Annotated in this window: 23 protein-coding genes; 13 read left to right on the forward strand and 10 right to left on the reverse strand. The window is 66.3% G+C overall.

Annotated elements, in window-relative coordinates:
- Positions 1-15: 15 nt before the first annotated feature.
- Both BMX37_RS15780 and BMX37_RS15785 read right to left on the reverse strand, forming a co-directional pair.
- Positions 16-1,089: a KpsE/RkpR family capsule polysaccharide export protein gene (locus BMX37_RS15780; protein ID WP_244501635.1), complete on the reverse strand. Its 1,074-nt coding sequence runs from the start codon at positions 1,087-1,089 to the stop codon at positions 16-18.
- A gap of 124 nt (positions 1,090-1,213) precedes the next feature.
- Complete coding sequence (locus BMX37_RS15785; RefSeq protein ID WP_170842028.1) at positions 1,214-2,026, reverse strand: ABC transporter permease; 813 nt, start codon at positions 2,024-2,026, stop codon at positions 1,214-1,216.
- Positions 2,027-2,030: 4 nt separating this feature from the next.
- On the opposite strand from BMX37_RS15785, the gene BMX37_RS18565 reads away from it, so the two are divergent.
- The 3 genes from BMX37_RS18565 (at position 2,031) to BMX37_RS15795 (ending at position 5,777) form a co-directional block, all read left to right on the forward strand.
- Positions 2,031-2,270, forward strand: a complete 240-nt coding sequence (locus tag BMX37_RS18565) for a hypothetical protein (RefSeq protein ID WP_139198116.1) — start codon at positions 2,031-2,033, stop codon at positions 2,268-2,270.
- A gap of 66 nt (positions 2,271-2,336) precedes the next feature.
- Entirely contained in the window at positions 2,337-4,406 is a 2,070-nt protein-coding gene (locus tag BMX37_RS15790) for a glycosyltransferase family 9 protein (protein WP_139198117.1), read from the forward strand.
- A 33-nt stretch (positions 4,407-4,439) separates the two neighbouring features.
- Positions 4,440-5,777: a hypothetical protein gene (locus tag BMX37_RS15795; RefSeq protein ID WP_139198118.1), complete on the forward strand. Its 1,338-nt coding sequence runs from the start codon at positions 4,440-4,442 to the stop codon at positions 5,775-5,777.
- A 7-nt stretch (positions 5,778-5,784) separates the two neighbouring features.
- Here the strand turns inward: BMX37_RS15795 and BMX37_RS15800 are convergent, their stop codons facing one another.
- Genes BMX37_RS15800 through BMX37_RS15810 form a run of 3 tightly spaced genes read right to left on the reverse strand, consistent with a single transcriptional unit; the run spans position 5,785 to position 8,791 of the window.
- Positions 5,785-6,933, reverse strand: coding sequence for an AGE family epimerase/isomerase (locus BMX37_RS15800; protein WP_093666742.1), 1,149 nt, complete (start codon positions 6,931-6,933; stop codon positions 5,785-5,787).
- Between the two features lie 38 nt (positions 6,934-6,971).
- The gene (locus BMX37_RS15805; protein WP_093666743.1) at positions 6,972-7,523 is read right to left on the reverse strand and encodes a D-glycero-alpha-D-manno-heptose-1,7-bisphosphate 7-phosphatase; all 552 of its coding nucleotides are present in this window, start codon (positions 7,521-7,523) and stop codon (positions 6,972-6,974) included.
- Entirely contained in the window at positions 7,520-8,791 is a 1,272-nt protein-coding gene (locus BMX37_RS15810; protein ID WP_244501636.1) for a glycosyltransferase family 4 protein, read from the reverse strand. Before BMX37_RS15810 ends, BMX37_RS15805 begins: the two co-directional genes overlap by 4 nt.
- A gap of 129 nt (positions 8,792-8,920) precedes the next feature.
- Here BMX37_RS15810 and BMX37_RS15815 point away from each other — a divergent pair, with 129 nt between their 5' ends.
- Both BMX37_RS15815 and BMX37_RS15820 read left to right on the forward strand, forming a co-directional pair.
- Entirely contained in the window at positions 8,921-9,958 is a 1,038-nt protein-coding gene (locus tag BMX37_RS15815) for an SAM-dependent methyltransferase (protein WP_093666785.1), read from the forward strand.
- Positions 9,959-9,966: 8 nt separating this feature from the next.
- A complete protein-coding gene (locus tag BMX37_RS15820; protein ID WP_170842029.1) occupies positions 9,967-11,934 on the forward strand; it encodes a glycosyltransferase family 9 protein in 1,968 nt (655 codons plus the stop codon).
- Positions 11,935-11,974: 40 nt separating this feature from the next.
- Here the strand turns inward: BMX37_RS15820 and kdsA are convergent, their stop codons facing one another.
- Complete coding sequence (gene kdsA, locus BMX37_RS15825) at positions 11,975-12,805, reverse strand: 3-deoxy-8-phosphooctulonate synthase (RefSeq protein ID WP_093666745.1); 831 nt, start codon at positions 12,803-12,805, stop codon at positions 11,975-11,977.
- Positions 12,806-12,992: 187 nt separating this feature from the next.
- Between kdsA and BMX37_RS15830 the strand changes: the two genes are divergently transcribed.
- From BMX37_RS15830 to BMX37_RS15850, 5 genes are read left to right on the forward strand one after another with little or no spacing between them, the layout of a single operon-like run.
- Positions 12,993-13,988: a KpsF/GutQ family sugar-phosphate isomerase gene (locus tag BMX37_RS15830; protein WP_093666746.1), complete on the forward strand. Its 996-nt coding sequence runs from the start codon at positions 12,993-12,995 to the stop codon at positions 13,986-13,988.
- A gap of 12 nt (positions 13,989-14,000) precedes the next feature.
- Positions 14,001-14,810 (forward strand): 3-deoxy-manno-octulosonate cytidylyltransferase, encoded by an 810-nt coding sequence (locus BMX37_RS15835; protein ID WP_093666747.1) that lies wholly within the window; start codon positions 14,001-14,003, stop codon positions 14,808-14,810.
- Positions 14,807-15,424: a histidine phosphatase family protein gene (locus BMX37_RS15840; protein WP_093666748.1), complete on the forward strand. Its 618-nt coding sequence runs from the start codon at positions 14,807-14,809 to the stop codon at positions 15,422-15,424. Before BMX37_RS15835 ends, BMX37_RS15840 begins: the two co-directional genes overlap by 4 nt.
- Positions 15,425-15,462: 38 nt before the next feature.
- Entirely contained in the window at positions 15,463-16,506 is a 1,044-nt protein-coding gene (locus BMX37_RS15845) for a phytanoyl-CoA dioxygenase family protein (RefSeq protein WP_093666749.1), read from the forward strand.
- Between the two features lie 4 nt (positions 16,507-16,510).
- Positions 16,511-18,199 carry a capsular polysaccharide export protein, LipB/KpsS family gene (locus tag BMX37_RS15850; protein ID WP_093666786.1) on the forward strand — a complete coding sequence of 563 codons (1,689 nt, stop codon included), beginning with the start codon at positions 16,511-16,513 and terminating at the stop codon, positions 18,197-18,199.
- On the opposite strand, the gene BMX37_RS15855 is transcribed toward BMX37_RS15850, so the two are convergent.
- Positions 18,196-18,792, reverse strand: coding sequence for a sterol desaturase family protein (locus BMX37_RS15855; protein ID WP_244501637.1), 597 nt, complete (start codon positions 18,790-18,792; stop codon positions 18,196-18,198). The two genes, BMX37_RS15850 and BMX37_RS15855, sit on opposite strands and share 4 nt — an antisense overlap.
- Before the next feature lie 145 nt (positions 18,793-18,937).
- On the opposite strand from BMX37_RS15855, the gene BMX37_RS15860 reads away from it, so the two are divergent.
- Positions 18,938-19,759, forward strand: coding sequence for an SDR family NAD(P)-dependent oxidoreductase (locus BMX37_RS15860; protein ID WP_093666750.1), 822 nt, complete (start codon positions 18,938-18,940; stop codon positions 19,757-19,759).
- A gap of 9 nt (positions 19,760-19,768) precedes the next feature.
- Here BMX37_RS15860 and BMX37_RS15865 read toward each other — a convergent pair whose 3' ends face one another.
- Positions 19,769-21,235, reverse strand: a complete 1,467-nt coding sequence (locus BMX37_RS15865; protein ID WP_244501638.1) for an LTA synthase family protein — start codon at positions 21,233-21,235, stop codon at positions 19,769-19,771.
- A 186-nt stretch (positions 21,236-21,421) separates the two neighbouring features.
- On the opposite strand from BMX37_RS15865, the gene BMX37_RS15870 reads away from it, so the two are divergent.
- Together BMX37_RS15870 and BMX37_RS15875 are read left to right on the forward strand one after the other, a co-directional pair.
- A complete protein-coding gene (locus BMX37_RS15870; protein WP_212611464.1) occupies positions 21,422-22,675 on the forward strand; it encodes a capsule biosynthesis protein in 1,254 nt (417 codons plus the stop codon).
- A gap of 123 nt (positions 22,676-22,798) precedes the next feature.
- A complete protein-coding gene (locus BMX37_RS15875; protein ID WP_093666751.1) occupies positions 22,799-23,761 on the forward strand; it encodes a tyrosine-type recombinase/integrase in 963 nt (320 codons plus the stop codon).
- 87 nt (positions 23,762-23,848) lie between these two features.
- On the opposite strand, the gene BMX37_RS15880 is transcribed toward BMX37_RS15875, so the two are convergent.
- A complete protein-coding gene (locus BMX37_RS15880) occupies positions 23,849-24,967 on the reverse strand; it encodes a tyrosine-type recombinase/integrase (protein WP_093666752.1) in 1,119 nt (372 codons plus the stop codon).
- On the reverse strand, positions 24,964-25,341 hold the full coding sequence (locus BMX37_RS15885) for a type II toxin-antitoxin system VapC family toxin (protein WP_170842030.1): 378 nt from the start codon (positions 25,339-25,341) through the stop codon (positions 24,964-24,966). The genes BMX37_RS15880 and BMX37_RS15885 overlap by 4 nt, the downstream gene beginning before the upstream one ends.
- Between the last annotated feature and the right edge of the window lie 4 nt (positions 25,342-25,345).

Raw genomic sequence — 25,345 nt, forward strand, 5'->3', positions numbered from 1 at the left:
TTGCCGCTGAAATGATCAGGCGGCGTGTTCGCGCACGCCCGCGGCGATCAGCCAGCCGATGGAATAAATCAGCAATAGGCTGACCAGCACCGTGGCCAGAACACGAAAACGCTGTGGGTACAGGGACTTGACCGGCATGTTCGCGTCCACGACCCGGACAACGTAGAGTTGCTGGCGCATGGCACGCTCGCGCGCCTGCTGAAGCGCGCTGGCGGCCGCGTCGTATCGCTTGGCCAGGAATTGCTGGCGCAGCTTCAGGCCCTCATACCCCGCCATGTCGCCGGCGATGGTGTTGTCGGATCCGGTCAACCGGCCCGACTGGGCGGCCAGTTCCGCGCTCAGCGAACGCACGCGGCTTTGCAGGGCGCGGACCTGCGGGCTGTTGGAACTGATCAATCCGCGCATCGCGTTGAGCTGCGCTCGCACAGCCGCCAACTGGCCGGTCAGGTCGGTGACCAGGCCGATCTGTGCCTGTCCGGACGCTTGGGGATCGATGTCGGCGCGGCTCTGGCGAAACCGCGTCATGGACGCTTGGTTGGCCGCCAAGTCCCGTTCGGCCGCGGCGAGCTGGGATTGCCCCAAGGCCACGGCATCCTTGTAGCTGCGCGCGTTGAGCTGATTGATCCGCTGCTCGCCCATGGCTAGCAGTTTGCGGGCGAGATCGTAGGAGTCTCTTGGCGTGAAGCCATGAACCCGAAGGACAGTGATGCCGGTTTCGGTGTTGTATTCGACCTTCACCTGCCGCCGGTAATAGGACAACAACCGTTCGGGGGTCGGATCATTGCCCCACAGCCGGCTGAGCAGGTCCACGCCCTGCCGCTGGAAACGCTGCACCAGCGCATCTTCGCGGCGTAGCCGGTCCACCGCATTGTGCGAGGTCAGATAGTCCGCGACGCTCATGGCCTCGTTCTGGCCGGCGCTGATCCCGGTCGCCATGCTGATGACCTGGCTGACGCCGATGCCGGGCTGGGGCGTGCTTTCGGCGCCGTGAACCAGGAAGTGTGCCTCGGATTCATACTGGTCGGAAGCGAACAGGTACAGATAGCCCGCGACTAGCAGGGTGGGCACTACCACAACCAAGAACAGCATGCGGTTGCGCCGCAGCCAGTCGGATGCGCGCCGGAATGCCGATGGACGCGTCGGTCGGCCCAATTCAACGGGCTCGATGATGCCGTGCATGTTCATGAAACGAAATTCGCCCTTGTGCCCATCATCAGTTCAGATGGACCTTGTTGCGGTAGATTCTCATCGTCACCAGCCCGACCCAGGTCAAGATCATGCAGGCCCCGACCACATACCATGGGTCGCAATAATCGAGATTGGCACTGTTGAACTGACCATAGCGGGCTAGTTCCATGATGTGTGGCAACGGCACCAGCATCAGCCATGAGCGATAGGGTTCGGGCACCATCTCGACTTGGAAAAAGGCGCCAGACAGCGGGATCATGAAATAAGTGTACGGGTGGACCAGCCGCTCCATCGTCCGGTTGTGGAACGTGATGGATGCGATGATCATGGAATGGCTGAGCGAATACCAGAACATCAGCCCTTGCGCTGCGTAGAAGAAGAGCGGCCGTGCCGGCAGCGCCACCAGTCCGGCGCTCCAGAGCAGCGCCATCAGCACCGAATAGGCGAGAAACGTCCCTGCCGCCTCCAGCAACGCGCGCGCCACCACGATGTCGAAGATCGTGACCATGCGGTGGTACAGGAGTGGCGCGTTGGAGGTCAGCGCGGAATCCGACCGGTTCACGATCCCGCGGAACATGATGTAGGTCGTGTAGCCGACGACGATGAAGGGCAGCGGCTTGATGTCGCTGCCATAGGCGGTGTGCCCGCTGGTATGGAGCAGGGCCATCACCCCCGCCAGCATCAGCGGCTCCCCGATCAGCCACAGATAGCCGATATTCTCGCGGCCGTAGCGGGTGTGCAGTTCGCGCATCAGCAGCGCCCCGATCACCCGCATCTGGGTGGCAAGGCCGGTGGCGAAGGATCCACCGTTCGGGCGGGAAAGGCTGTGAGGGGGCATCGCGATGGCGTCTATGCCCCATATCGTGCAGGATGGCGATGCGGATGGCGATAGGCCGTTTCGTCCACCTGTAGCACGGATGGCGATCATGGGCTTCACGATCAATCACGGGTCAGCGGGCGTGCTGACGATCCTGTCGGTGCTGCTGGGCGTGGGTGTCGCGGTGATCGTCGCCGTCTTCGTGCTGAACGTCGTGAAGGACGCGCATGACGACGTGATCGAGGAAGACGAGCCGAACGATTGATTCCGGTTTGACGGCGGTTCCGGGGCATGCTGATCCACCGGCACGATCCGCATCGAAAGGGGCAATGTGAAGGTTTCGCAAGTGTGGCGGTCGATGCGGACGGGCGGCGACCCGGCTCGGCTTTTCCGCAAAAAGGCAGCCTTGGCCCAGCGCGAGGGGCGGTTTCGCGATGCGGCCGCCTTGTATGTGGAGGCGCTGCGCATTGAGCCGCGCAACGGACCCATCCATGTCCAGGCCGGGCATATGTTCAAGGAAGCCGGCGAGTTCGAGCTGGCCGGGCATCATTACCGGCTCGCGGCCGCGCTGATGCCGGAGGACGCCGACCTCGCGCTCCAGCTCGGCCATTTTCACAAAACGACCGGTAGCCTGGCGGAAGCGTGGGATGCCTATGAGCGCTCATCCATGCTGGCGCCCGATTGGGGTGAGCCGCGCAAGGAACTGGAGCGGATGGATGCGGCGGGCTGGCGGGGCACGGACGGGCACGCGGCCGCGCCGTCCTCCCCCGACCTGTTCGCCCCCGATCCCGATCGCCGGCCCTTCGACCCCGAACTGGCGCTGGCGTACGGACGCATGGCGCCCGAGCAGCTGCCGCGCCCTTTCCGCCAGATGGTCCGCCGCAGCGAGCCGTCGATCAACATCGTCCAGTTCGGCGTCCAACTGAACACCTTCTGGGGCATGAAGCGCGTGTCGCGCGGGGTGGAGGCGATCCGCGGTTTCTGCATTTCGGTCGAGCCGCTCTTGGAAGTGACCGCGCTGGTGAACGGTCTGACGGTGCATCGCGGTGCGCCGAAGGGTCCCTACGAGCTGGAATACGAGCCCGACCGGCAGCGTATCCACAAGTTCGTGTTCAACATCTGGTACGACTTTTCCGGCTTTGCCCCCGGGCTCTACACGCTGGAACTCCGTTTCCGTGACGCGCAGGGGAAGGTCCGCTCGCTGCACGAGGATTTCGTGATCGAGCCGCCGCTGAACGAGGAGGACTATCCTGCCTCCGATGCACTGGTCAATCTCCAGCCCGGCGACACCCGCTCCATCGAGGAGCAGATCAACAGCCGCCCGAGCGCGGTACACGAAGCCGCGCGATCCAACATGCTGCCGGACATCCGCAGCATCATGGTATTGCGGGCCGACCAGCTCGGCGACATGGTGGCATCGATCCCCGGTATCATGCGGCTGCGCGAACTATTTCCGGACGCTCGGCTGGTCGGCGTCGTCAGTCCAGCCAATGCCGACCTCGCCCGATCGATCGGCGCATTCGATGACCTAGTGGTGATCAGCTACCGCGAAAGCATGGAGCTGCGGACGCGCATCCTGGGCTGGGAGGAGCAGCAAGCGTTGCGCGACCGGCTGGCCCCCTTTGCCTTCGACGTCGCAATAGACCTGTCGCGCAGCCCGATGTCGCGCCCGCTGCTGGCCCTGTCGGGCGCGCCGTTCCTGTACGGGTTCGAGGATCCGGACTGGCCCCGCCTGTCGGCCAGCGTCGGGGATACCTATCTCGATCCCAAGAACCGGAAAGAGATCGCGACCCATTCGACTCGTGTGGTGACCATGATCGACCGCCTTGCGACGCTGCTCAACAGCCGCGCGCGGGTGATCCGGCGCGATGACCTGTCGCGTGATCGATTGCAGACCTACGGCATCGACGATCAGGACCGCTACGCCGTGCTGCACACGGGCGCGCGCATCATCTTCAGCCGCTGGGCGCATTATGTCGGGCTTGCCGAGCGTCTCCACCGCGACACCGACCTCAAGGTCGTGATCTTCACCGATCGGGCGGACCTGCGCGACGAACTGCCCGCAGATATAGCCGCATCGGACCGGATCGTGCTGATCGACCGGCAGCTGCCGTTCGACGATTTCGACGCGATGTTGTCCTTCTGCTCGGTGTATGTCGGCAACGACTCCGGGCCCAAGCACCTCGCCTCGCTACGGGGCGTGCCGGTGGTCAGCATCCATTCCGCCCGCATCAACTGGAGCGAATGGGGACAGGAACTGACGGGCGCGGTGATCACGCGCAAGCTACCCTGCGCGGGCTGCTCGATCTATCATGACGTGGACGAATGCGGGAAGGATTTCGTCTGCGTCACGGAGATCTCGCTGGATGACGTGTACGCGGTTGTTCGCCGCTATGTCTGACGCGACCGAGGCATGATGGGAAAGGGGCTGCCGATGGAAACGTCTTTCGATCTGCTGCTCTGGCGCGGAACGCTGGCCGATGCCCCACCCGTGCCGACGGCACGCGATTTGGCGGAATGGGCGGAGGTGCTGGCCGACGCGGGTGAGGATGCGGGTGCGGCGCTGTTGTCCGACGTCGCTGCGCTGCATGACGGCTTTTCGCCGCAAATGATCGCAAGCCGAACGGGCTCGGCATGCGCGCGCCCAGCCGGATATCCATCTCGTCCTGACGGTGCTTCACTCGATTGGACGCTTCACCTCGGGCTCTCCGAACTGAGCGAACTGGCACGGCGGGCCGCCGCTGCCGGTCGTCCCCGGCTGGCCCGCCCTCTCCTTCTCCCGTTGTCGTGCCGGGCGGACAACATCGGCACAGGTGCCTTGGTGCCGGGCGCGATTGGAGACATCGCCGTCACGGCCCGGACTCTGCGTACGGCGCTGGAAAGCGAGATCGGCGCTGAAGGGAGGAGTAGCGACAAGCTGGCCACCCTGCTGGCCAGCTTGGTGGAAGCAGACCGGCGTTATCCCGCGCTGGATTATAGGGCGTTTGCGCAAGCGTCGCTGACACTTCTTGTGCCTGCGATCGCGATGATCGGCCTCCTCGACTTTGCCTTGTCCACGCGAGACCTGTGGAGCGGACCGCTGGGATCGCCATCGCTGTTCCACCACGTGGCTCGGCAGGACAGTGCAGGACTTGGGCCGTACCTTGGCAACGTGGGGAGGCTGGCGCGCAACAGCCACGATGTGGTCGACCTAGCCCGCATCGCATGTCGGGCGGCAGCGGAGGGAGGGGACGGCGACGCTGCACTGGAGGCGTGGATCGCTCTTCTGTCGCGCGGCTGTCGGCGCGAAATGCTGTATGAGATTGTGGACGATCTGGGCGATCAAGCCGCGCATGGCCCGCTCTTAGCCATTCTGGACCGCACAGCGTCGCGTCCCGCTGCGGCGATTGACACCGATCTGGTCAGACGTGTGCGTGACGTGGGGCTGGACAACGGAGACTATGCGTTGGCCGCACACGCGCAGCAGGTAATCGTGCGACTGGCGCCCGACAACAGGTTGGAAGGGGTGATCCTGGGTTCGATTGAGGCGAGCGGGGGCGAGTTCGGTCGGGCGGAGGCGATTTTCCGCCACTGGCTGGCCCGGACCCCGGACGATCTCGACTTGCGGGAGCGGCTGCTGGATGTGACGCGTGACCGGTTCGATCGCTTCGCTATTCCCCACGGCTACGGATCGCCTGCGGATCGGCGCGATACCCGCCTGAACCGGCGCGGCGTATCGCCCGACTATCCGCGTCGGAGTGCCGAGCGTATCCGGGCGGTGGACGTGGGCTGACGCGTCCTTACCGGTCAATCATCCGATCCGCTTCCGTGGCGGCGAGGAACAGGTGATACAGCGAACTGGCCGGGACATAATCCACCAACGGTTCGCCTGCCGGAGAGATATGATCGGTCCACCCGCCGGCGAACGGTCCGGCCAGGAAATGCGTGTCCAGCAGGGATGCCATCCGGCCCGCTTCGCCCAGCGCCTCGCCATCCCCGTCCCGGTGGCGTGCGGCAGCCGCCTTGATCGCCTCGGTATGCGGCCATAGCCGGTGCGATGGCTTGGCGACCCGCCCGCCCGCCTCCACCTCGTCATGGATCAGGCCGCCTGGTGCATGGCCGTGCTTTGTGGCCGTGGTGTGCAGCGTGGTACGCCAGGATTCGTGATCCTGTCTGGAAAGCTGCCCATGCCGGTCGAGCAGCCACGCCCATTCGTAATGATGCCCGGGTTCGAAGATGTTTGCGCGTGTCGGGTCGGGATGGGGGCTCCAATCCTGGGCGAAATGTTCCAGCAGCACGCCGCGATCGGTCTTGCCCATATGTCGCTGGAACAAGGACACCAGCGTGTCGGCACGCTCCAGCCAACCGCGCCCCGGCGCCACATCCTCCAACGCCAGCCAAGCTTCCAGCAGGTGCATCTGCGGGTTCTGCCGCTTTGCAGTCGAGGCGGCGGGCAGGGTGTCGATGACGCCGCCATGCACCGGATCGACCATATCTCGCTCCACAAAGGCCGCGACCCGCTCCGCGAAACGCAACAATGCGGGATCACCGTTCAGCCTGTACAGGTGTGCGATCGCGAACAGGACAAAGGCATGAGTGTAAGAGTCGCGCGTTGTTGAGACCTGCCGTCCCGAATGCGGATCAATGGAAAAGGCGACACTGGCGATGATCGCACCGTCGTCGCAGAAATCGCGGCGCAACGCGGCCATCGCCTGCTCCGCCAATTCTGCGCCCGGTACGTACCAGCCCAGTTCCGCCGCATGCGCGAAGACGTAGATCTGTCGGGCCTGCACCATGGCGCGATGCGGAACGGCCAGGGGATAGCCCGACCGATCGAGCCGTTCATGAAAGCGGTCGCCACTGGCGCCGAAACCGCGTGACGCCCAGACGGGCAGCGCCTCCTCGCGGTTCCAGCGCACAAAGGACGTGACGGAGTCTGCCTCGCTCATCCTTTCGCCCTAACCCGGCCGGCCCGGCTTGGCATCCGTTATCGCGTGTTGTCGGGCACGGCCGCTCCAGCCAGCCGCTCCAGCCACACGCTGACCGCCGCATCCAGATCGCAGGTGTCGCTGGACAGGAGCCAAGCGGGAATTCCTGCCCGGACCGCGGCCTCGAGGTCGCTGCCTTTGTCGCCGAACAGGATCGCCCGGTTCGGGTCCACGGGCCAATCGGCCATGGCGCTCAGGATCATGCCGGGACCTGGCTTGCGATCGGGATGCTCTATAGCGAAGCGGGCAACGGTGCCGGCCGGATGATAGGGCGCGACGTAAAAGGCATCGATCCTGGCGGCGTGTTCCGCCAACCGTTCCTGAATAGCGGCATGAAAGCGGTCCACCGCGGCGAGATCGAACATCCCGCGCGCCACGCCCGACTGATTGGTGACCACGATGACGAGGCATCCCGCACGATTGAGCCGGGCGATAGCGGGTGCGGCGGTGGGCGTGAGCGCCAGTTCCTCGGGCCGGTGCGGGTAGCCGGTGTCGACGTTGATGACCCCGTCGCGATCAAGGAAAACGGTCGGGCGTGCAGCTTCGGTCACCGCGTGACCGCCCTTGCTATGGCATCCAGGACGATTGACAGGTGATCGGACCAGCTGGGCGCCCGCCACTGCGCGATGCGCGCGAGATGCGCGGCCCGCGCGGAACCGTTCGGATCAGCCAACGCCCGGATGGCGCGCCGCCAGCCGGGGCCGTCCAGCGGGTCAAGATATTCCGGCGCCTCGCCGCCCGCTTCGCGCAGAGCGGGGAGGTTGCTGCACAGCACAGGCACGCCCAGCGCCAGCGCCTCGGGCACCGGCATGCCAAACCCTTCCGCGAAGGACGGCAGCAGCAGCGCACGCGCGCCGGCGAGCAGTGCACGCATCCGGTCGTCGGGCAGCGCGCGATGCTCCTCCACCAACCCGACCAGGGCGGGACACCGGTCGAGCATGTCGACAATCTGCTCGTTTTCCCAACCGCGACGTCCGACCAGCACCAGCCGAGGCGGGGGCGGTCCTTGTGAGCCGAATGCCCGCTCCGTCGCCATCTGCCGCCAAAGGTTGAGAAGCAGCAGGTGGTTCTTGCGCGGCTCGATCGTGCCAATGCAGATGAAATAGGGTTCGTTTGCAGGGGCCGGCATGGGGATGGCCCTTGCCGGCTCCAGCCCCAGATGCGCGACCGCGACCCGCGTGTCCGCGCGTCCCACCTCCTCCAAATAGGGTCGAAAGGAGTGTGCCGTCGCATGCGAGTTGGCGATCACCACATCGGCCAGAGCAGCAATCGTGCGGACGCGCCGCAGATGCAGGGCGTCGCCACCTGGACGCGCATATTCTGGATATTCGATCGGGATTAGGTCGTGCAGCAAACAGGCGAACGCCGCCTGTTCCCGTTCGAGTATGGCGCGCATCAATGCCGGCCGATGAAGGTGATGAGGCGAGCTTTGCAGGAACACCCGTGGACCTTGCGGGGGAGGCACGGGCGCGGGACGGACCAGTGCCAGCGTGCGGAGCAGCCGCGGCCAGTCCTGTACGCCGTGCGGGAGCCGTTCCGCGCCAGCGGTCCATAACCGCTCCACCCCGTCCAGGAAGCGTCGCGTGCGCGGTGCAGGAATACGGCCGTAATGACCGGTCGGAAGGACGGCGCTGAACGAAAGCTGGTCCGGAATCTGGTGATGCAACTCGCGTGCATAAGCAAGCTCGACACGGTCCACCCCGGTCGGCGTCGGGTGCCGGATACGTGATACGAGGCGCGACAGGTCAAGCACCACTTCTACGTCGGGGCCGGGTGCGCGCAGATTGCCAAACATTATCTGCGCCGCACTCGCTTGCATGATGCCGGTGTCCTGCAACCCGGACCGGTACTTTGCAAACGAAAGCGCCTCAGGCGGCGCCGGCTATCAACGCCAGGCGCCTTGCTCAGGAAGGTCGACCATGTTGCAGCGCGACGGTAGAGGGAGCGCATGTCTACCCCGCCAACGACCGAAGACCTCGACAAGCTTCGGCTGATGCTGTCGCTCCTCAACGAGAAATCCCAGCCGAACATCAATGGCCTGACCGAGGCCGTGCGGAACATCCCCTGGGCTCACCTCAACATCAAGACGTTCGGCTACGATCTGGCGCGCAGCTTGGTGGCGGCGCTGCCCGTCCGCCATGGTCTGGCGCCCCATCATGTCGGCCTGACCTGCCGCGCCTCGCTTCAGGCGGATATGGAAAGCGACTGGCTCGCCTATTGGTGCGGCCAGCTTCACAGCCCGGTCATGTTCCACCGCAAGCTGTGGGAACTCGCCTATGTGCTCCAGGCGGTGCGCGAGAACGGTCATCTGCGCGAGGGCGCGCGCGGGCTGGGTTTCGGTTGCGGGGTGGAGCCGCTGCCGAGCTATTTCGCCGCGCACGGTGTCTCGGTCACCATGACCGATCTTCTTCCCGCAGAGGCGGAGGCGGCCGGCTGGGTGGCAACCAACCAGCATGCCGCCAACGTCGCCATGGCTTTTCATCCCCATCTCGTGACCCGCGAGCGGTTCGATGAAAAGGTGGAGTTGCGCTATGTCGACATGAACGCGATCCCCGCCGATCTCGACGGCTACGATTTCTGCTGGTCGATCTGTGCGCTGGAGCATCTGGGCTCGATCGGTCAGGGACTGGCCTTTGTGGAGAATACGCTGGCGACGCTGAAGCCGGGCGGCTTGTCGGTGCACACCACCGAGTTCAACATCAATGCCGAGGGTCTGACTATCGACAACTGGCCCACCGTGCTGTTCCAGCGTCGGCATGTCGAAGCACTTGCCGCGCGGCTGCGCGAACAGGGGCATGACGTCGCGCCGCTCGATTTCTCACTGGGCGACCGGCCGCTCGACCGGTTCGTCGACTTGCCCCCCTTTCATCACGACCTGCCGCCCGAACTCGCCGAATGGATGGGCACGCCACAGCACCTGAAGGTGGCGGTGGACGGGTTCGCGGCGACCTGTTTCGGCCTCATCGTGCGCAAGCGCGCCGCCTAGCTCCTGCCATGTCGCCGTTCGGTAAAATCGCCAAGCTGGTCCGGCTGCGCTTCGGTCTGCCCTTCGCGCGCCGCGCCGATCGGGCGCGGGAGGCCGGTGAATGGGTGGATGCGGTGGTGGATTATCGCCGCGGGCTCGAATGGATGCCGTGGCGGGACGATCTGAAGGTTCAGATCGGCAATTGCCTCAAGGAATTCGGCGATTATCACGGCGCGATCCGGGCCTATGCGGCGGTGACCGCCGGGACCAGCCTGCCCGAAGCGCGCAAGCAGGCCGAGGACGCCAGCCGGCGTGCGGGCACCGTCCTGCTCCCCTTCGCCATTGCCGAGGGACCGGACGCGCTCGGGCCTGCGCGCGCGCGCGCGGACGTCCCCGCCCCGTCCGACCGGTTGTTGCCCAACCGCATTCGCCTGGACGCGACCGAACCGCGGGGATGGCTGGGCCCGCTCGGCAAGGACACGCATGTCAGCAGCCGGCGTCGTGGCGCCGGCTATGCCGCGATCAAGCTCGATCAGGTCGGTGCCATGGTCCTGGAACGGGACGGGGCGCAGGAACCGCTGCTGGCCGGCGTGGTGGCGATCCGGGGTCGGGTTTCGGTCATGGGGTCGCTGGATGAGGTGAGCATCGAGCTGGGGCGGGACGGCGTACCACCCGTTTGCGTGCGTGCGCCGCTACGCCTGGTGCCCGGTCACCAGGCGTTGAGGCTTTACGTCTTCAACATCTGGATCGATGCTGCCACCCTGCCCCATGGCCGTCACTGGCTGAGCGTTGGCGTCGGCGGCCGGATTGCGCCGGCCGGGTTGTTCGTCAACGTGGCCGAACCGGTGGACGGCGACCACTTTGCCGGATCGAACAGTTTTCTTGCGGCGCCGCTTCATGCCCCCGGTAGTTTGGACGCGGCGGTGACCGCGCTGCCGGCTCTGGTCCGCCCGGCCGCGCGCACTCTGTTCGACCGGCCGGTTGCGACGATCCTTGCGATGCGGGTGGACCAGCTCGGCGACGTGTCCGCCTCGTTGCCGGCACTCATGCGATTGCGCGCCCTGTTTCCCACGGCGCGCCTGATCGTGCTGGCTCAGTCGGGCACTCAGGCGGTTATCGAGGCGTGCGGGCTGGCCGACGAGGTGCTGTCGATCACGCTTACTTATGATCCGGTGTCGGAGCGGCGCCGGCTGGACCCGGCCGAGGAACAACGCGTTCGCGCGATGCTGGTCGACAGGAATCTGGATCTCGCGATCGACCTGTCACCCGGCGATGAAAGCCGTCCACTGCTGCTGTTAACGGGCGCGACCTATCTGGTCGGCTTCAACCCCGACCGCTTCACCTGGCTCGATTTCGGCATTTCGACCCGTTCGCGCGACAAGGTAAACCAGTTGGAAAAGCTGTCCCATGCCGCGTCGGTCTCAATGCTGGTGGAGGCGCTGGCGATCGCGGCCGCGCCGGCGCGTGCCGTGGTGCCGGTCACGCCCGCCCCCGATGCGATCCGGGCGCAGGGACTGGAGCCGGGCAGCTATGTCGTGCTGCACCTGGGTGCCCGCCATGCGATCAATCGCTGGCCGGTCGAGCACTTTGTGGCACTGTGCCGGCGCGTGCTGGGGGAAACGCCGCATCGCGTCGTCATTTTCGCCGATCAGGATGCCGGAGCGCTGGCCGATATGGCGGATGAGCGGGTACGGGTGTTTGGGCTGGTCGCGCCCACCCTGTTCGACACGCTGCTATCAGGCGCGCGGGCGATGGTGGGCAACGACTCCGGGCCCAAGCATCTGGCCGCCGTGCGCGGCGTTCCCACCGTCAGCGTCCATGTCGACCGGCTTAACTGGAACGAATGGGGACAGGACGGCATCGGCGCGATCGTGTCGAAGCGCATGCCGTGCACAGGTTGCGGGCTGAACGATATTGCGCTGTGCGGGCGCGACGCGGTGTGCGTCCGCGCGATCACGGTGGACGAGGTGTGGGAGGCGCTGGTCCACTACCTGTGAGCGGCCACGGTCATGCGGGGTGCGGCATGTCGACACGTCGTCACCACGTTTTCACCGCCGCATCAATGGCGAGAAGTTGGCGCAGCAGCGGTTCCAGCCCATCGAGCGGCCACGCATTGGGTCCGTCGGACAGGGCATGGTCGGGATCGGGGTGCGTCTCCAGGAACAGGCCGGCGACGCCTGCGCCTACGGCTGCACGTGCCAGCACCGGCACGAATTCCCGCTGCCCGCCCGACCGGTCCCCCTGCCCGCCCGGCAACTGCACGGAGTGGGTGGCGTCGAACACCACCGGGCATCCGGTGTCCTGCATGATGGCAAGGCTGCGCATATCGGACACAAGGTTGTTGTAGCCGAAGGAGGCGCCGCGCTCGCAAACGGTGAAGCTGTCCGGATCGTGCCCTGCAGCGGCTGCTGCGCGACGAGCCTTGTTCACGACGTTATCCATGTCGCCTGGCGCCATGAACTGCGCTTTCTTGAGGTTCACCGGCTTGCCACCAGCCGCCACCGCTTCGATGAAATCGGTTTGCCGCGCCAGAAAAGCGGGCGTCTGCAGCATGTCCGCGACCTCGGCGACGGATTCCACCTGTTCGGGCGCGTGGACGTCGGTCAGTACCGGCAGGTCCGTCTCCGCGCGCACCTTGGCCAGGATGCGCAATCCTTCCTCCAGCCCCGGGCCGCGAAAGGACAGGCCGGAGCTGCGATTGGCCTTGTCAAAGGAACTCTTGTAGATCAGCAGGATGCCGAGCCGGTCGGCGATGCCCTTAAGCGTTTCGGCGGTGGACAGCGCCAGCGCCTCGCTTTCGATGACGCACGGCCCCGCGATGAGGAACAGGGGTTCCGCCGGTCCGACTGATTTGCCGCACAATTGCATCCGCTGGTCATCCTTTAAGTCTTGCTCTGCCGCAAAATGCCTCCAGCCGGAGGGCCTTTGCGAGGTATCGCCCCTGCTGAATGCTACGCGATCGACAACGTTCATCCTCAGATAATCGTCTGGCCGTACCCTCATGAAGGCGGTCGGCATAGAGAATGTCGCACTGCTAGTGTAAAGGTGATGATGTATGCGTAGCCTTGCATTGCCCCGGACCAGCACCAAGGCGTTAGTTTCTGCCGCCAGAACGATTGAAATCGAGCGGAACGCATTGCGGACCCTTGCCCAAGCGCTTGAAGAGCCCGGCTTGAGCGAGGCGTTTGAGTTGGCGGTGGAGGCCATTGCCGCCGTGCCCGGCCGGCTGATCGTCACCGGCATGGGCAAAAGTGGGATCATCGGCCGCAAGGTTGCCGCAACGATGACCTCGACCGGAACACCCTCGATCTACCTTCATCCGGGGGAGGCGAGCCATGGTGACCTTGGAATGATCACCGGCAACGATGTCGTACTGGCCCTGTCTTGGTCCGGGGAAACGGTGGAACTGGGCAACATCATTGCCTATTGTCGGCGTTTCGGTGTCAGACTCATCGTAATGACGGCCGCCGTGGACAGCACGGCAGCCAAGGCGGCCGACATCTGCTTGGTGCTGCCACATGTTCCTGAGGCCTGCCCCAACCAGCTTGCGCCCACATCCTCTACCACGGTGCAGACCGTATTGGGTGATGCGCTGGCGATCGCGCTGATCGAGCAGCGCGGCTTCTCCAAATCCGATTTCCTCACCCTGCATCCGGGCGGGCGCCTGGGTGCGCGGCTTACCACCGTGGAACAGCTGATGGGGGGTGGTGAGGATGTGCCGGTGGTGCAAACCGGCGCCACTCTGATGGATGCGACGTTCGAGATGAGCCGCAAGCGCTATGGCTCCACGGCCGTGGTCGACGGTCACGGCAATCTGGTCGGCGTTTTCACCGATGGCGACCTGCGACGCAGCTTTGCCTCCCAGCATCTCCAGGATGCGATTCAGGCCCACATGACGCCCAATCCGCTGGCCGTAACGCCTTCAACGCTGTCGACTGACGCGTTGCGGATCATGAACGATAACGCGATCACCGTGCTGTTCGTCTGCAACGGGGCGAAGCTGATCGGGGCCGTGCATCTCCACGACCTGTTGCGGGCCGGCGTGGCCTGACCCAACTGGCGGATGAGCGACCTTCTCGTTATTCCGGCACGCTTCGGATCGACGCGACTACCGGGCAAGCCGTTGGTCCGGATCGCCGGGCATACCCTGTTGGCGCGGGTGGTTCGCGTGGCGCAGTGCGCGGCCGCGCTGGCCGGAGACTGCGACGTGGTGGTGGCGACGGACGACCATCGTATCGCCCGGCATGCCGAAGGCCTGGGGTGCGAGGTCGCGATGACTGCGGCGGAGATCGGCTCCGGATCGGGTCGTGCGTGCGCGGTCGCCATCGGGCGCGATCCCCGGCCCGGTATTGTCGTCAATCTTCAGGGTGACGCACCCTTTGTCCCGCCCGCGATGGTTGCGGCGCTGATCGCGACCGCGCGACACAGCTCCGCCGCCTGCGTAACTCCGGTCATCCGGCTTGACTGGTCCGCACTCGACGCGATGCGGGCACATAAGGCGCGGTCGCCCTTCAGCGGCACGACCTGCGTTCGCGATGCCGAAGGGCGCGCCCTGTGGTTTTCCAAGACCATCCTGCCCGCGATCCGTGAAGAGGCGACGCTGCGGATGGCGGGGCCGTTGTCGCCGGTGTTCCGGCACCTGGGTCTTTACGCCTACCGGCTGGACGCGCTGGAGCGGTTCGAGGCGACGCCCCCCACGACCCATGAACGACTGGAAGGGCTGGAGCAGCTTCGGTTCCTCGAAATGGGTCTGTTCATCCAGACGGTTGCAGTGGAACCGCCGACGCATGCCATGTCGGGGATCGACACGGCAGAGGATGTGGCACTCGCCGAACAGCTGATCGCCCGTTTCGGCGACCCGCACGCGGCATGAACCGGACGCTGGTCATCGTCCGTCACGGCAACACCTTTTCACCGGGCGAGCCGCCGCGGCGCATCGGGCTGCGCACCGATCCGCCTCTTGCTCCGTCGGGGCAGGTGCAGGCGCGGGCGCTGGGTCGCTGGTTCGCAGAACACGGGTGGCGGTTCGACCGCATTCTCTCCTCCCCGCTGCGGCGCACGCGCGAGACGGCGGAGACGATCGGGGCGGCACAAGCGACCGCACCGCCGATCGAGCCATCGGACCTTCTCGCCGAGATCGATCACGGCGTGGACGAGAACCGGCTGGAAAGTGAGGTGGTGGACCGGATCGGAGTTCAGGTGCTGGCCGACTGGGACAGGCACGGCAAGGCGCCCGAGGGCTGGAAGGTGGAGCGGGCCGCGCGGCTCGGCGGATGGCGCGAGCTGTTCGCGCAAGGCCGGGATGACACGCTGCTGCTGGTTACCAGCAACGGCGCGGCACGTTTCGCGCTGCTCGCCGATGCCGTCCTGACGGCGCAGGCGGGTGCCCTGCCCTCGCTCAAGCTGCGCACGGGCGCCTTCGGCATGGTCGAGATAACCGAAGCGGGCGTACGACTGGCCGCTTGGGATGTGCGTCCCGACCGGTGACGCTTGCGTCCGGGCGCCGCCTCGGGAAGAGGCCGGGCATGAACCCGGCCCGCTACCTCCTGCTGCCCTGGTGGATCGCGCAGCTGGCGACAGGGGCCAAGGCGTTCTGCGACAATCCGGTGATCGGCTCGCCACGGCTGAACCGCTGGGGTTTGCACGTTACGCGCATCCGCCTTGCCGCGCGAATGGCGCGGGCACGACGTGCGCGGCTGGCGCCTCTCGTCTCACCGGAGGATCGGACCGCCTTCGAGCGCGACGGGTTCGTGGTGAAACGCGATGTCCTGCCGCCCGCCGCCTTTGCCGAACTCCGCCGTCAGGCGCTGGGCCACGCCCTGCCCGCGCGAGAAATGGTGCAGGGTGACACGATCACCCGGCGTATCGCGCTGGACCCGGCCGCGCTGGCGGCGATGCCGGCGATTGCGAACCTGATCGGCAGCGCCAAATGGCGCGGGCTGATGCGCTATGTCGGCAGTTTCGACAGCGAGCCGATGGTCTATCTCCAGACCATTCTTTCGCACGTGACCGACGCCGCGCCCGACCCGCAGACCGTGCTGCATGCCGACACGTTCCACGCCACGGTCAAGGCATGGCTGTTCCTGACCGACGTCGCCGAGGACGAGGGACCGTTCGTTTATGTGCCCGGCTCGCACCGGATGACCCCGGAGCGGCTGGCCTGGGAGCGGGAGCGCAGCATCTGCGCCGGTACCGGGCTGGACCGGTTGTCGTCGCGCGGATCGTTGCGGATCGAGCGGGAGGAACTCGCCGCGCTCGGCTTGCCTCAACCGCGTGCCATGGCGGTGCCGGCGAACACGCTGGTGGTAGCGGACACGTCGGGCTTCCATGCGCGCGGACCATCGGTGCGACCGTCCATGCGGGCGGAAATCTGGGCCTATGGGCGGCGCAATCCGTTTCTGCCCTGGACGGGGCTCGACCCGCTGAGCCTGCCTGGGATCGCGGAGCGTCGTGCACCGATCGCCTGGGCGGTCCGGGACCGGTTGCGCGGGATGCTAGGCCAGCCTTGGGTCGATGTCGGGCCAAAGGTCGCGGACGCCCCGGCGCGTGGCGACAGGCCGGGCGGCTGACCGCATGGACAGCGATGGTCCGGCACCCACGGAACTGCTGCGCGCACCTCCCTTTCCCGGCGCATCCTTGGCGCTGTCGAAGTCGGGAACAATGCTCGTCGTCGATGACGGCGTGAAGGAGGAAGGGGTGGTGGACCACCTCTTCGCGGCCTTGCGGCGTGAGCGGGTGGGCGGCGCATTTTGGAAACGGGCGGCCCCGCCCGGCGACTGGCGGGTGGTCGTGCGGGCGCGATCGGGCGCGGACATTGAACGGCTGGGTACCGGACTGGACGCCGGACTGGACCGGGCGGAACGCAGCGCGACCCTGTGGCTGCTCCCCCCTGCCCTTGCGGATCGCCCCGATGGGGGAACGGTGACCGTCTGCGATATCGACCCTTGGTCGCTGCTGACCCCCGAGACGCGCCTGTTTGCCCATGGCGGGGACGAGTGGGTCGCCCTGGGCGCGATCGTTGGGTGCGCGGTGCAGGTGCTGTCGCCCGGTTGTTACGGGGAGCCCGGCATGGACGCGCCGACGCTCAGCCGGCACGTGGCGGCTCGGCTGCTTGGCACGGCGTATCACGATCCCATTTCCGGGCAGCGCGCTTCGGTCGACACGATCATCGCCCGGTTGGGCCACTGGCGCCGTATCATCGAGGCCAATAGCGGCATCGTCGCGGCCTGTGGCATGAGCTGGTGGAAGCGGCATGAAATCGCCCGGTTCCTCTGGTCGCCGGGGCCGCCCTTGCGCTTCTTTCGGTCGGAACGACGAGCCATCGCCTATGCCGCCCGGCAAAGCGGTGCGGTGGCGGTCTGGCCGTCGCGTGTGTCCGTCGGGATGGCCGCAAGAGCCGAGGCCAAAGGCGTGTCGCTGATACGGGTGGAGGACGGGTTCGTTCGTTCGATCGGGCTGGGCAGCGACCTGGTGCCGCCATCGTCAGTCACCGTGGATCGGCTCGGCATCCATTATGATCCTGTCCGTGCGAGCGATCTGGAGGTGCTGCTGGGTCATGCACCTTTCCCGCCCGCAATGCTGGAGCGGGCGGGACGGCTGCGTGTCCGGATCGTGGAGAGTGGGATCAGCAAATATGGCGGCGACCGGGCACACGCCTTCCCGTCGCGCCGGCCGGGTGTGCGGCTGGTGCTGGTGCCCGGCCAGGTTGAGGATGATATGTCCGTGCGGCTGGGCGGGGGCGGGCTGTCCAGCAACCTGGACTTGCTGCGCCGCGCCCGCGCGCTGGAGCCGGAGGCGGAGATCTGGTTCCGGCCCCATCCCGATGTCGATGCGGGACACCGCAAGGGTGCGGTGCGCGATGCCGACGCGCTTGGTCCAGCCGACCGCATCGTCCGCGGGGGCAGCATGGCCGAACTGCTGCAACGGATAGACGGGGTGCATGTCCTGACCTCGCTTACCGGGTTTGAGGCGCTGCTGCGTGGAGTGGACGTGACGTGCCACGGCATGCCATTTTATGCAGGCTGGGGCCTGACGCGAGATATGATGCCCGCACCGACGCGGCGTGGCCGGCAGCTGACACTGGACCAGCTCGTCGCGGGGGTGCTGATCCTGTATCCCCGCTATCTCGACCCAGTCAGCGGCCTGCCCTGCGAGCCGGAAACGCTGATCGCCCGCATGGTGGCAGGTGACGCCGTCAACCGGCTGGGCTGGGTCACCCGCCTGCGACGCTGGCAGGGGTGGCTGAAACGGGCGGCGCGCTAATCGCGGGCGCGAATGCTGGACGATGCCTTGCTAGAAAGGTGGGAGCCGAACACCCGGTCCCAGAAAATAGCGGTGATGGCGTAATTGCCCTCCTGCCGGCCGAAATGGTGACGCAGGTGATGGCGGCGCAGCTTCCGCATCAACGGACCGCGGACCGGCAGCTGGTGGCAGGCGTAATGAATGCCGTCATACGTCACATAGCCGATGATGAAGCCGAGAAAGACGACCGATCCCGGCTGTCTGGCCAGCAGAACGAGTGCCGCCCAGATCGCTCCCCCCCAGGTGACGCTGACGATGGGGGGCATCAGGCTTCGATGGGAGTCGTTCGGATCGTGATGGTGGTTGCCGTGGATCACGAAAGTCCACCAGCGGCCCAGCTCCGACCGTAACTCCCAGTGAAAGATGAAGCGGTGCATCGCATATTCAAATATTGACCAGGTCAGAAGACCCAGCAGCACCAGCCCGATCCATGTGCCCGCATCGACCGCGCCCCAGCCCATCCAGGCGATGAACGGGATCAGCACCGCCCAGATCAGGGCGAAGCTGCGCGGCGAGATCATTGTCATGTGTTCCAGCAGATCGCTGCGGAACAACCGGACCCTTTGCGAACGTACGCCGCCCGTATCTCGTTCAAGACCCGGCCGGCGGGCTGGTCGACGCATACTCATCGTCCCCTCTAGGGCAGAGCCTGCCTTCCTTAGTCAAGCGCTTACCGGTCGGAGGTGTTATCGCCATCGCATGGATGACCAGGATTTTGCGGCAAACAGTTCTCCGTCACGGATTGCGCGACCCGCGCGACGGATACTCATCACTGGCGCGTCGAGCGGGCTGGGTGCGGCGATCGCCCGGCATTATGCGGATCATGACAGCATGCTGCTGCTGTGGGCGCGAGACGAAGCGCGGCTGGAGGCGGTCGCGCACGCGTGCCGCGTCGCCGGTGCGACAGCGACGACACGATCGCTCGATCTTGTCGACAGCGCGGCCGCGCTTGCCGCACTTGCCGAGGAGAAGGCGGCTGGTCCCATCGACATCGCCGTGCTCGCGGCGGGACTGGGCGATATTCAGGCACCTGACGAACGTGTCGAGGATCCGGGGCGGGTCGCCCGGCTGGGCATGGTCAACTACGTGACGCCAAGTGCGATGGCGGCTGCGCTTGCCGATGCCATGGCCACACGGGGCGGTGGGCATATCATCCTGATCGGTTCGGCCGCGGGCTTCCACGCCCTGCCCTTCGCCACGGCCTATGCCGGGTCGAAGGCGGGGCTGGCCCGTTTCGCCCAGGCGCTGCGGATCGCAATGGCGCCGCACGGCGTCCATGTCCTGCTCGCCTCTCCTGGGTTCATCGATACGCCAGGCGGGCGGCAGGTTCCCGGCCCCCGGCTCCTCCTGATGCAGCCGGACGTGGTCGCCGCGCGGATTGCACGGGCGAGCGCAAGGGGATGTGGGCATCTCGTCCTGCCCTGGCCCTTTGCGCTGCTCTGGCTGGTGGATCGAGTCATGCCGTCACGCTGGCGGAACCGGCTGCTGCGCAGTCTGCACCCGCCGGCGCCATCTCCTTAGTCCGGCCCTTCACCCCAGCCCTGCTGATCCCAGAATGGCATGGTGCAGCGCGTCCGGAGTCAGGTCGACCCGGCCTGCGCCGCTGACGGTTTCGCCATCGGGAGCGAAGCGCAGCATCACATAAGGCGTGTGGCGGATCGGGCCGGGCTCCAGCACGCCGGGGATGCTGGGCCGATGGTCGCCGAAAAAGACCAGAAGCGAGGACCGTCCGCTATCGGCCAGATGTTTGCCAAGATCCGTCAGCATGGCATCGCTGTTGCGGACGTGGTGGAGGTAGGCGTCCATGCCCCCCGGCAAACCCGGCACGCGGTTCTTCATCCACGGACCATGGTTTTCCATGGTCACGGCGTAGATCAGCGTCGGCCCCGTCGCGGCATCGATTAGGTCCCGCAACCCGGTTCCGAGCGTCCGATCGTCGACATAACGCCCCTGCCCCGCCACCACCGGCGGGAAGCCATCCTCCCCTACCAGCCGATGGAAGCCGATGGCGGGCATCAACCGGTCGCGCCCGTAGAAGCGCAGGTCGTGCGGGTGAACGAACAGCGTGCGATATCCTGCCCCACTCAGTTGTGCCGGCAGCGCATGCGACGCTTCCCCCCGCGCGGTGAGGAAGGGATCGTAACGGCGGAAGCCGAGCGCGTCCTCGCCCCGGCCGAACAGCACGCCGAATTCGGTTCGCATTGTGTAGGCGCCGAAGCCGCTGACGGCGAGATCGCCCCATTGCCATGCGTCGGCTCTGGTTCGGGTCAGCCCGGGCAGCGCCAGTGCGTCGTCCCCCGTCAATTCGACCGGATCGGCGAAGGACTCGCACTGGATCACCACGATCAGCTCGGGCGCCCCGGGAGCGGCATGCCGCCTGTTCGTCGGCCGGGCCGGCGGATCGGGCGTGGCGCGCCATCGCAGCCAATAAAGGATCAGCGTCGCGATCAGACCGTGTCGCAGCAGGTCTGCGGGCATGTCGGGCACCCGCGCAAGGCGCTGCAATGCCGGCGCGCGCAGCACCAGCACGACGCACCCCAACGCGCCGAGGCATAGGAAGAGGCCGGCGAGATGCGGCGCCAGGCGCGGCACGAACAGCCACGCCATCGCCAGCAGCAGTCCGGCCGCCCCGCCCGCCGCCCCTGCCTTCTGCCCCATGGATAAAGCGGTGAAATAGAAGCCGGGATGCCGGAACAGGCCGGCGAACAGGGCGAGGTCCGAGAACAATAGCGACTCCCCCAGCATCACATGCTTGGCATTGGAGCCGATCACGAACGCCGCCTGGCACCCAAGGGCCAGTGCACCGGCGGCCGGCACGCTGCCCGCCATCGCCAGGAACAGGCCGAACAGCACGACCATGGTGCCGAGGTGAAGGGCCAGTCCCTGCCAGCTGCGTCCACGCCAGCCGTGAACGAGTCCACGGCGCGGCCGGACGGCGCTGTCCAGCAGCAGCGACGCGACCAGCAGGATCAGGAGGTAAACGGCATCGATCGCCACAGTTCCGCCGTGTTGCCAGCCTTAAAGGTCACCTCGTACGGGATACGCGGCAGCGTGGCGGGTGCGAAACGATAGCGGATGCGACCGGGGGTGTCATCCCGGTATGCTTGCCTTGGCGGGGGTGTCTGACTAGCTGCCGGTGTTCAGCGCAGGGTGCCGCAAGAACGGGAATGAAGGACTGCCGGAATGCCTGATCTGTTCGCCGGCTCCCCGGTTTCGTCCAGGCCGGCGCCCCGGCGTATCCTTATGCTGCAAGGATTGATGGGACGGCTGTTCCGCCGTCTGGGCCAGGCCCTCCGCCAGGAGGGGCACCAGGTCTACAAGGTGAATTTTAACGGCGGTGACCGGCTGTTCTGGCGACTACCGGGCGGTATCGATTACCGCGACAGCCTGGAAAACTGGCCGGCCGCGATGGGGCGGATCGTTCGGGAGCGCGGCATCACCGATGTCATGCTGTTCGGTGACTGCCGGCCGCTGCACATGGCGGCGATCGATACCTGTCGCGAACTCGGCGTGCCCGTCCATGTTTTCGAGGAAGGCTATATCCGCCCGGATTGGGTGACGTTCGAGGCGGGCGGGGTGAACGGCCATTCCAGCCTGTCCCGCGATCCGGAGTGGTACCGGGCGGAGGCCGCTATGCTGCCGCCCCTGGCGGAGCATCGCCAGATCCCCTCCTCATTCCGCAGACGGGCGCTGGAGGCGGTCGCCTATAACGTGGCGGACGTGTTCACCCGCTGGCGCTATCCTTATTGGCGCAACCACCGTCCCTGGCCGCCGATGGTGGAAGCGGCCGGTTGGGTACGCAGGCTGAGGCGACGCAAGGAAGCGGAGGCGCAGTCGCTGGCGCTGGTCAGCCGGCTGGAGCGGTCGTGCGAACCCTATATGCTGTTCCCCCTGCAGCTGGATTCCGATGCCCAGATCCGGCTTCATTCGTCCTTTGCGGGCGTGGCCGATGCCCTCCGCATGGTGATCCGCTCTTTTGCGGACCATGCGCCCGCGCCGTTGCGGCTGGTCGTCAAGGAGCATCCGCTTGACAATGGCGTGCGCGACTGGCGGGCCGAAACGGCAGCGCTTGCGGCGCTTCACGGCGTCGCCGATCGGGTCGACTATCTGGAAAGCGGCGATATCGTTCCGGTGGCTCGGAACGCCCGGGGTATGGTGACGATCAACAGCACTAGCGGCACGCTGGCCCTTGCGCTGGGGGTGCCGGTGGTCGTGCTCGGTCAGGCGGTGTACGATATCGACGACGTGACATTTCAGGGACGGCTGGATGATTTCTGGCAGGATCCTGGCCGGCCGCATGAAGCAACCTTTGCAGCATTCCGCCGCGTGTTGATTGATCGCTGCCTGGTGCCCGGAGGTTTCTTTTCCGAAGAAGCGCTTGCCCAGGTGACCCAGGGTGTCGTCGTCAGGTTGCGGGAGACGCGTGCGGCCGGGTGAACGGGTGATGGTCACCGCTCCACCTGCGATACGGTGGGAAGGTTGTGATCGTGGTATAGACATGTCGCGGTGTCGACATATTAGATTGTCAACGTCGCTGATCCGCATTAGCCTGACAACCGGATGACGATGCTCGCCCCCCTGTCCTCACCGAGGGTTCCCCTGCCGGCGATCATTGCCGAGGCGGAACCGGCGGTACAGATGCGGTTCCTGGAGTTCTTCACCGCGACCATCCGCAACGCGCACACGCGGCGATCCTATGGGCGGGGATGCGGCGACTTCCTGCAATGGTGCGCGGATCGGGGCGTGGCCGGGCTTGCCCAGATCCAGCCGATCCACGTTGCGGCCTGGGTCGAGGAACTGGGATGTGACGTCTCGATCCCCAGCGTCAAGCAGCGCTTGGCCGGTGTGCGCCACCTGTTCGACTGGCTGGTCCGCACCCAAGTGGTGGCTCAAAATCCTGCAGTTTCGGTAAGGGGCCCCGCGCACAGCGTCAGGCGTGGCAAGACGCCGGTGCTGGACCCGGCGGAAGCCCGCGCGCTGATCGATGCAATCGACGTCTCCACGCCGGCGGGCCTGCGCGATCGTGCTCTGATCGGGTTGATGGTCTACAGCTTCGCGCGCGTGGGCGCCGCGCTGACAATGACGGTGGACGACGTATTCGTCCAGAACCGGCGCTTGTGGGTACGTCTGCGTGAGAAGGGCGGCAAGCGGCACGAGATGCCGTGCCATCATAATCTGGAGGAGTATCTCCACAGCTATATCGATGGCTGTGGGTTGACCGAAGATCGCAAGGGACCGTTGTTCCGCACCGTCGCACGCGGAACGGGCCGGCTCAGCCGTAATCCCCTGCCCCAAGGCAATGCATATCAGATGGTGCGACGGCGTGGGTTGGCCGCAGGGATCGAAACCGTGATCGGCAATCATTCTTTTCGCGCGACGGGGATCACGGCCTATCTCAAGAACGGGGGGACGCTGGAACGCGCGGCGGCCATGGCCAACCATGCCTCCACCCGCACCACGCAGCTTTACGACCGGCGTTCCGACGACGTGACGTTGGACGAGGTGGAACGGGTGATGATCTGAGGTGATCCTGATAAAGGTGTTAGGGTGCTGTGCGCGAGGTGAGTGCGACGCCCGAACGGACCCGGCCTCGGACGATGAACCCTGTTCTTAAAGAAAGCGCTGGCCCGCATGATCCCGGAACTTGTCGTGCTCGCGCACGTAAGCGGCCAGGATATCGAGCGACTTGTGCCGGCTGACCTCCCGCATTTTGAAGATGTTGGCGTTCGGCTGGCGCGCCGCCTCAGTCAGGAACCCCGATCGTAGCGAGTGGCCGGCAAACAGCGCCGGGTCGAGGCCCGCCGCCTCGGCGCGCGCCTTCACCACCAGCGCCACGGTGCGATCGCTCATCGCCCCGGACTGGACCCGGTCACCAAGCCGGCGGAACTGCGCCTTGCCGGTTACCGGATCGAGCATCGGCTCGCGCGTCTCGGGATCGCGCACCTTCTCGCGGACCTCGACCAGCGCTCGGAACAGCGGCCCGTCGCTGACGCGCCCCACCCGCAGCCATTCGAGTAGCAGCGCCTTGGGGCGGATCCGCGAGCCCTCGGGCACCGCGATCGACACACCCTCGCCGGTCTGATCGGTCTTGGACGAGCGGATAAGGACGCTCAGCCCTTCGGGCCGGAACAGGATGTCGTCGAATTGAAGCGCGACCAGCTCGGAGCGGCGCAGCGCGGCCGCCATGCCGAGCGCCAGCAGTGCCCGGTCGCGCGCCGAGCGGACGTCATCACCGACGATCGTGGCGAGCATCGCGCGCAGGCGCTCGCCGTCGGCCGCGCTCTTCTGGGTCTTGTCGTTGCGCCCGCGTCGGCGGATGCCGGCGAACGCCTCACGGACAAGGACGCCGCCATCCTGATCGCCCGGAGTGGCTAGCCGCGCCTGCTTGTGGCGGTAGTTGATCGCCGCGAGATAACGCGACAGCGTGGCGACCTTGCGCGCAGGGCGCGGGGGCGAGGTGGTGGTGTCGCCGGTCGCTTGGACGGAAAGAAAGACGGCGACCGTTTGCGGGCTGGCGGGGAGGGGGTCGAGCCCGCGTGCCTCGCACCACGCGAGGAACACGCGCCAGTCGCTGTCATAGGCGCGGTGGGTGGCGTCGGCGCGGGCGGCGCGGACGAACGCGCGGGTGCGCTCGATCTCCTCGTCGAGAATTCCCGGCAGGATGCCGCCGGCGCTGGCCGGCAACACCGTCAGCGCCTTCTCTTCCTCCTCGCGCTCTTCGTCGCTCATCGCGCGAGTTCGACCTCAAGCCCGAGATCCAGCTCGGCCCACGCCCGGTCGGTAGTCAGCGCAACCGCGCGCCGTGTCTGCGCCAGCGCGAGACAGGCGCGATCGCCAAGCGACAGGCCGGCGTTGCGGGTGGTCTCGCGCAGCAGACCGGCACGCTCGGCCTGATGGCGGTCGACCGCGACGATCTCGACTTCGAGGTCTGCCATGATGCCGACGATCTCCTCGACAGGCGCGCCACGGTCGACCAGCTTGGCGATCACCTCGGAATAATTGGTTGCGCTGACCAGTGCGCCGGCGAGCCGATCGCCGACGTGGTCTGCGCCGGGCTCGTCGAACAGCAGGCAGAGCAAAGCCGAGGCGTCGAGCACGTACATAGGC

Origin of the sequence: Sphingomonas gellani, from assembly GCF_900110035.1 — a bacterium.
Lineage (GTDB): Bacteria > Pseudomonadota > Alphaproteobacteria > Sphingomonadales > Sphingomonadaceae > Sphingomonas > Sphingomonas gellani.

Excerpts from the sequence above, each read along its gene's own strand:
- BMX37_RS15880 (WP_093666752.1), bottom strand. The coding sequence starts at position 24,967 with ATGAGCGACGAAGAGCGCGAGGAGGAAGAGAAGGCGCTGACGGTGTTG.
- BMX37_RS15840 (WP_093666748.1), top strand. The coding sequence starts at position 14,807 with ATGAACCGGACGCTGGTCATCGTCCGTCACGGCAACACCTTTTCACCG.
- BMX37_RS15860 (WP_093666750.1), top strand. The coding sequence starts at position 18,938 with ATGGATGACCAGGATTTTGCGGCAAACAGTTCTCCGTCACGGATTGCG.
- BMX37_RS15820 (WP_170842029.1), top strand. The coding sequence starts at position 9,967 with ATGTCGCCGTTCGGTAAAATCGCCAAGCTGGTCCGGCTGCGCTTCGGT.
- BMX37_RS15800 (WP_093666742.1), bottom strand. The coding sequence starts at position 6,933 with ATGAGCGAGGCAGACTCCGTCACGTCCTTTGTGCGCTGGAACCGCGAG.
- BMX37_RS15835 (WP_093666747.1), top strand. The coding sequence starts at position 14,001 with ATGAGCGACCTTCTCGTTATTCCGGCACGCTTCGGATCGACGCGACTA.
- BMX37_RS15815 (WP_093666785.1), top strand. The coding sequence starts at position 8,921 with ATGTCTACCCCGCCAACGACCGAAGACCTCGACAAGCTTCGGCTGATG.
- BMX37_RS15850 (WP_093666786.1), top strand. The coding sequence starts at position 16,511 with ATGGACAGCGATGGTCCGGCACCCACGGAACTGCTGCGCGCACCTCCC.
- BMX37_RS15780 (WP_244501635.1), bottom strand. The coding sequence starts at position 1,089 with ATGCTGTTCTTGGTTGTGGTAGTGCCCACCCTGCTAGTCGCGGGCTAT.
- BMX37_RS15870 (WP_212611464.1), top strand. The coding sequence starts at position 21,422 with ATGCCTGATCTGTTCGCCGGCTCCCCGGTTTCGTCCAGGCCGGCGCCC.
- BMX37_RS15785 (WP_170842028.1), bottom strand. The coding sequence starts at position 2,026 with ATGCCCCCTCACAGCCTTTCCCGCCCGAACGGTGGATCCTTCGCCACC.
- BMX37_RS15830 (WP_093666746.1), top strand. The coding sequence starts at position 12,993 with ATGCGTAGCCTTGCATTGCCCCGGACCAGCACCAAGGCGTTAGTTTCT.
- BMX37_RS15875 (WP_093666751.1), top strand. The coding sequence starts at position 22,799 with ATGACGATGCTCGCCCCCCTGTCCTCACCGAGGGTTCCCCTGCCGGCG.
- BMX37_RS15845 (WP_093666749.1), top strand. The coding sequence starts at position 15,463 with ATGAACCCGGCCCGCTACCTCCTGCTGCCCTGGTGGATCGCGCAGCTG.
- BMX37_RS18565 (WP_139198116.1), top strand. The coding sequence starts at position 2,031 with ATGGCGTCTATGCCCCATATCGTGCAGGATGGCGATGCGGATGGCGAT.
- kdsA (WP_093666745.1), bottom strand. The coding sequence starts at position 12,805 with ATGCAATTGTGCGGCAAATCAGTCGGACCGGCGGAACCCCTGTTCCTC.
- BMX37_RS15885 (WP_170842030.1), bottom strand. The coding sequence starts at position 25,341 with ATGTACGTGCTCGACGCCTCGGCTTTGCTCTGCCTGCTGTTCGACGAG.
- BMX37_RS15795 (WP_139198118.1), top strand. The coding sequence starts at position 4,440 with ATGGAAACGTCTTTCGATCTGCTGCTCTGGCGCGGAACGCTGGCCGAT.
- BMX37_RS15810 (WP_244501636.1), bottom strand. The coding sequence starts at position 8,791 with ATGCAAGCGAGTGCGGCGCAGATAATGTTTGGCAATCTGCGCGCACCC.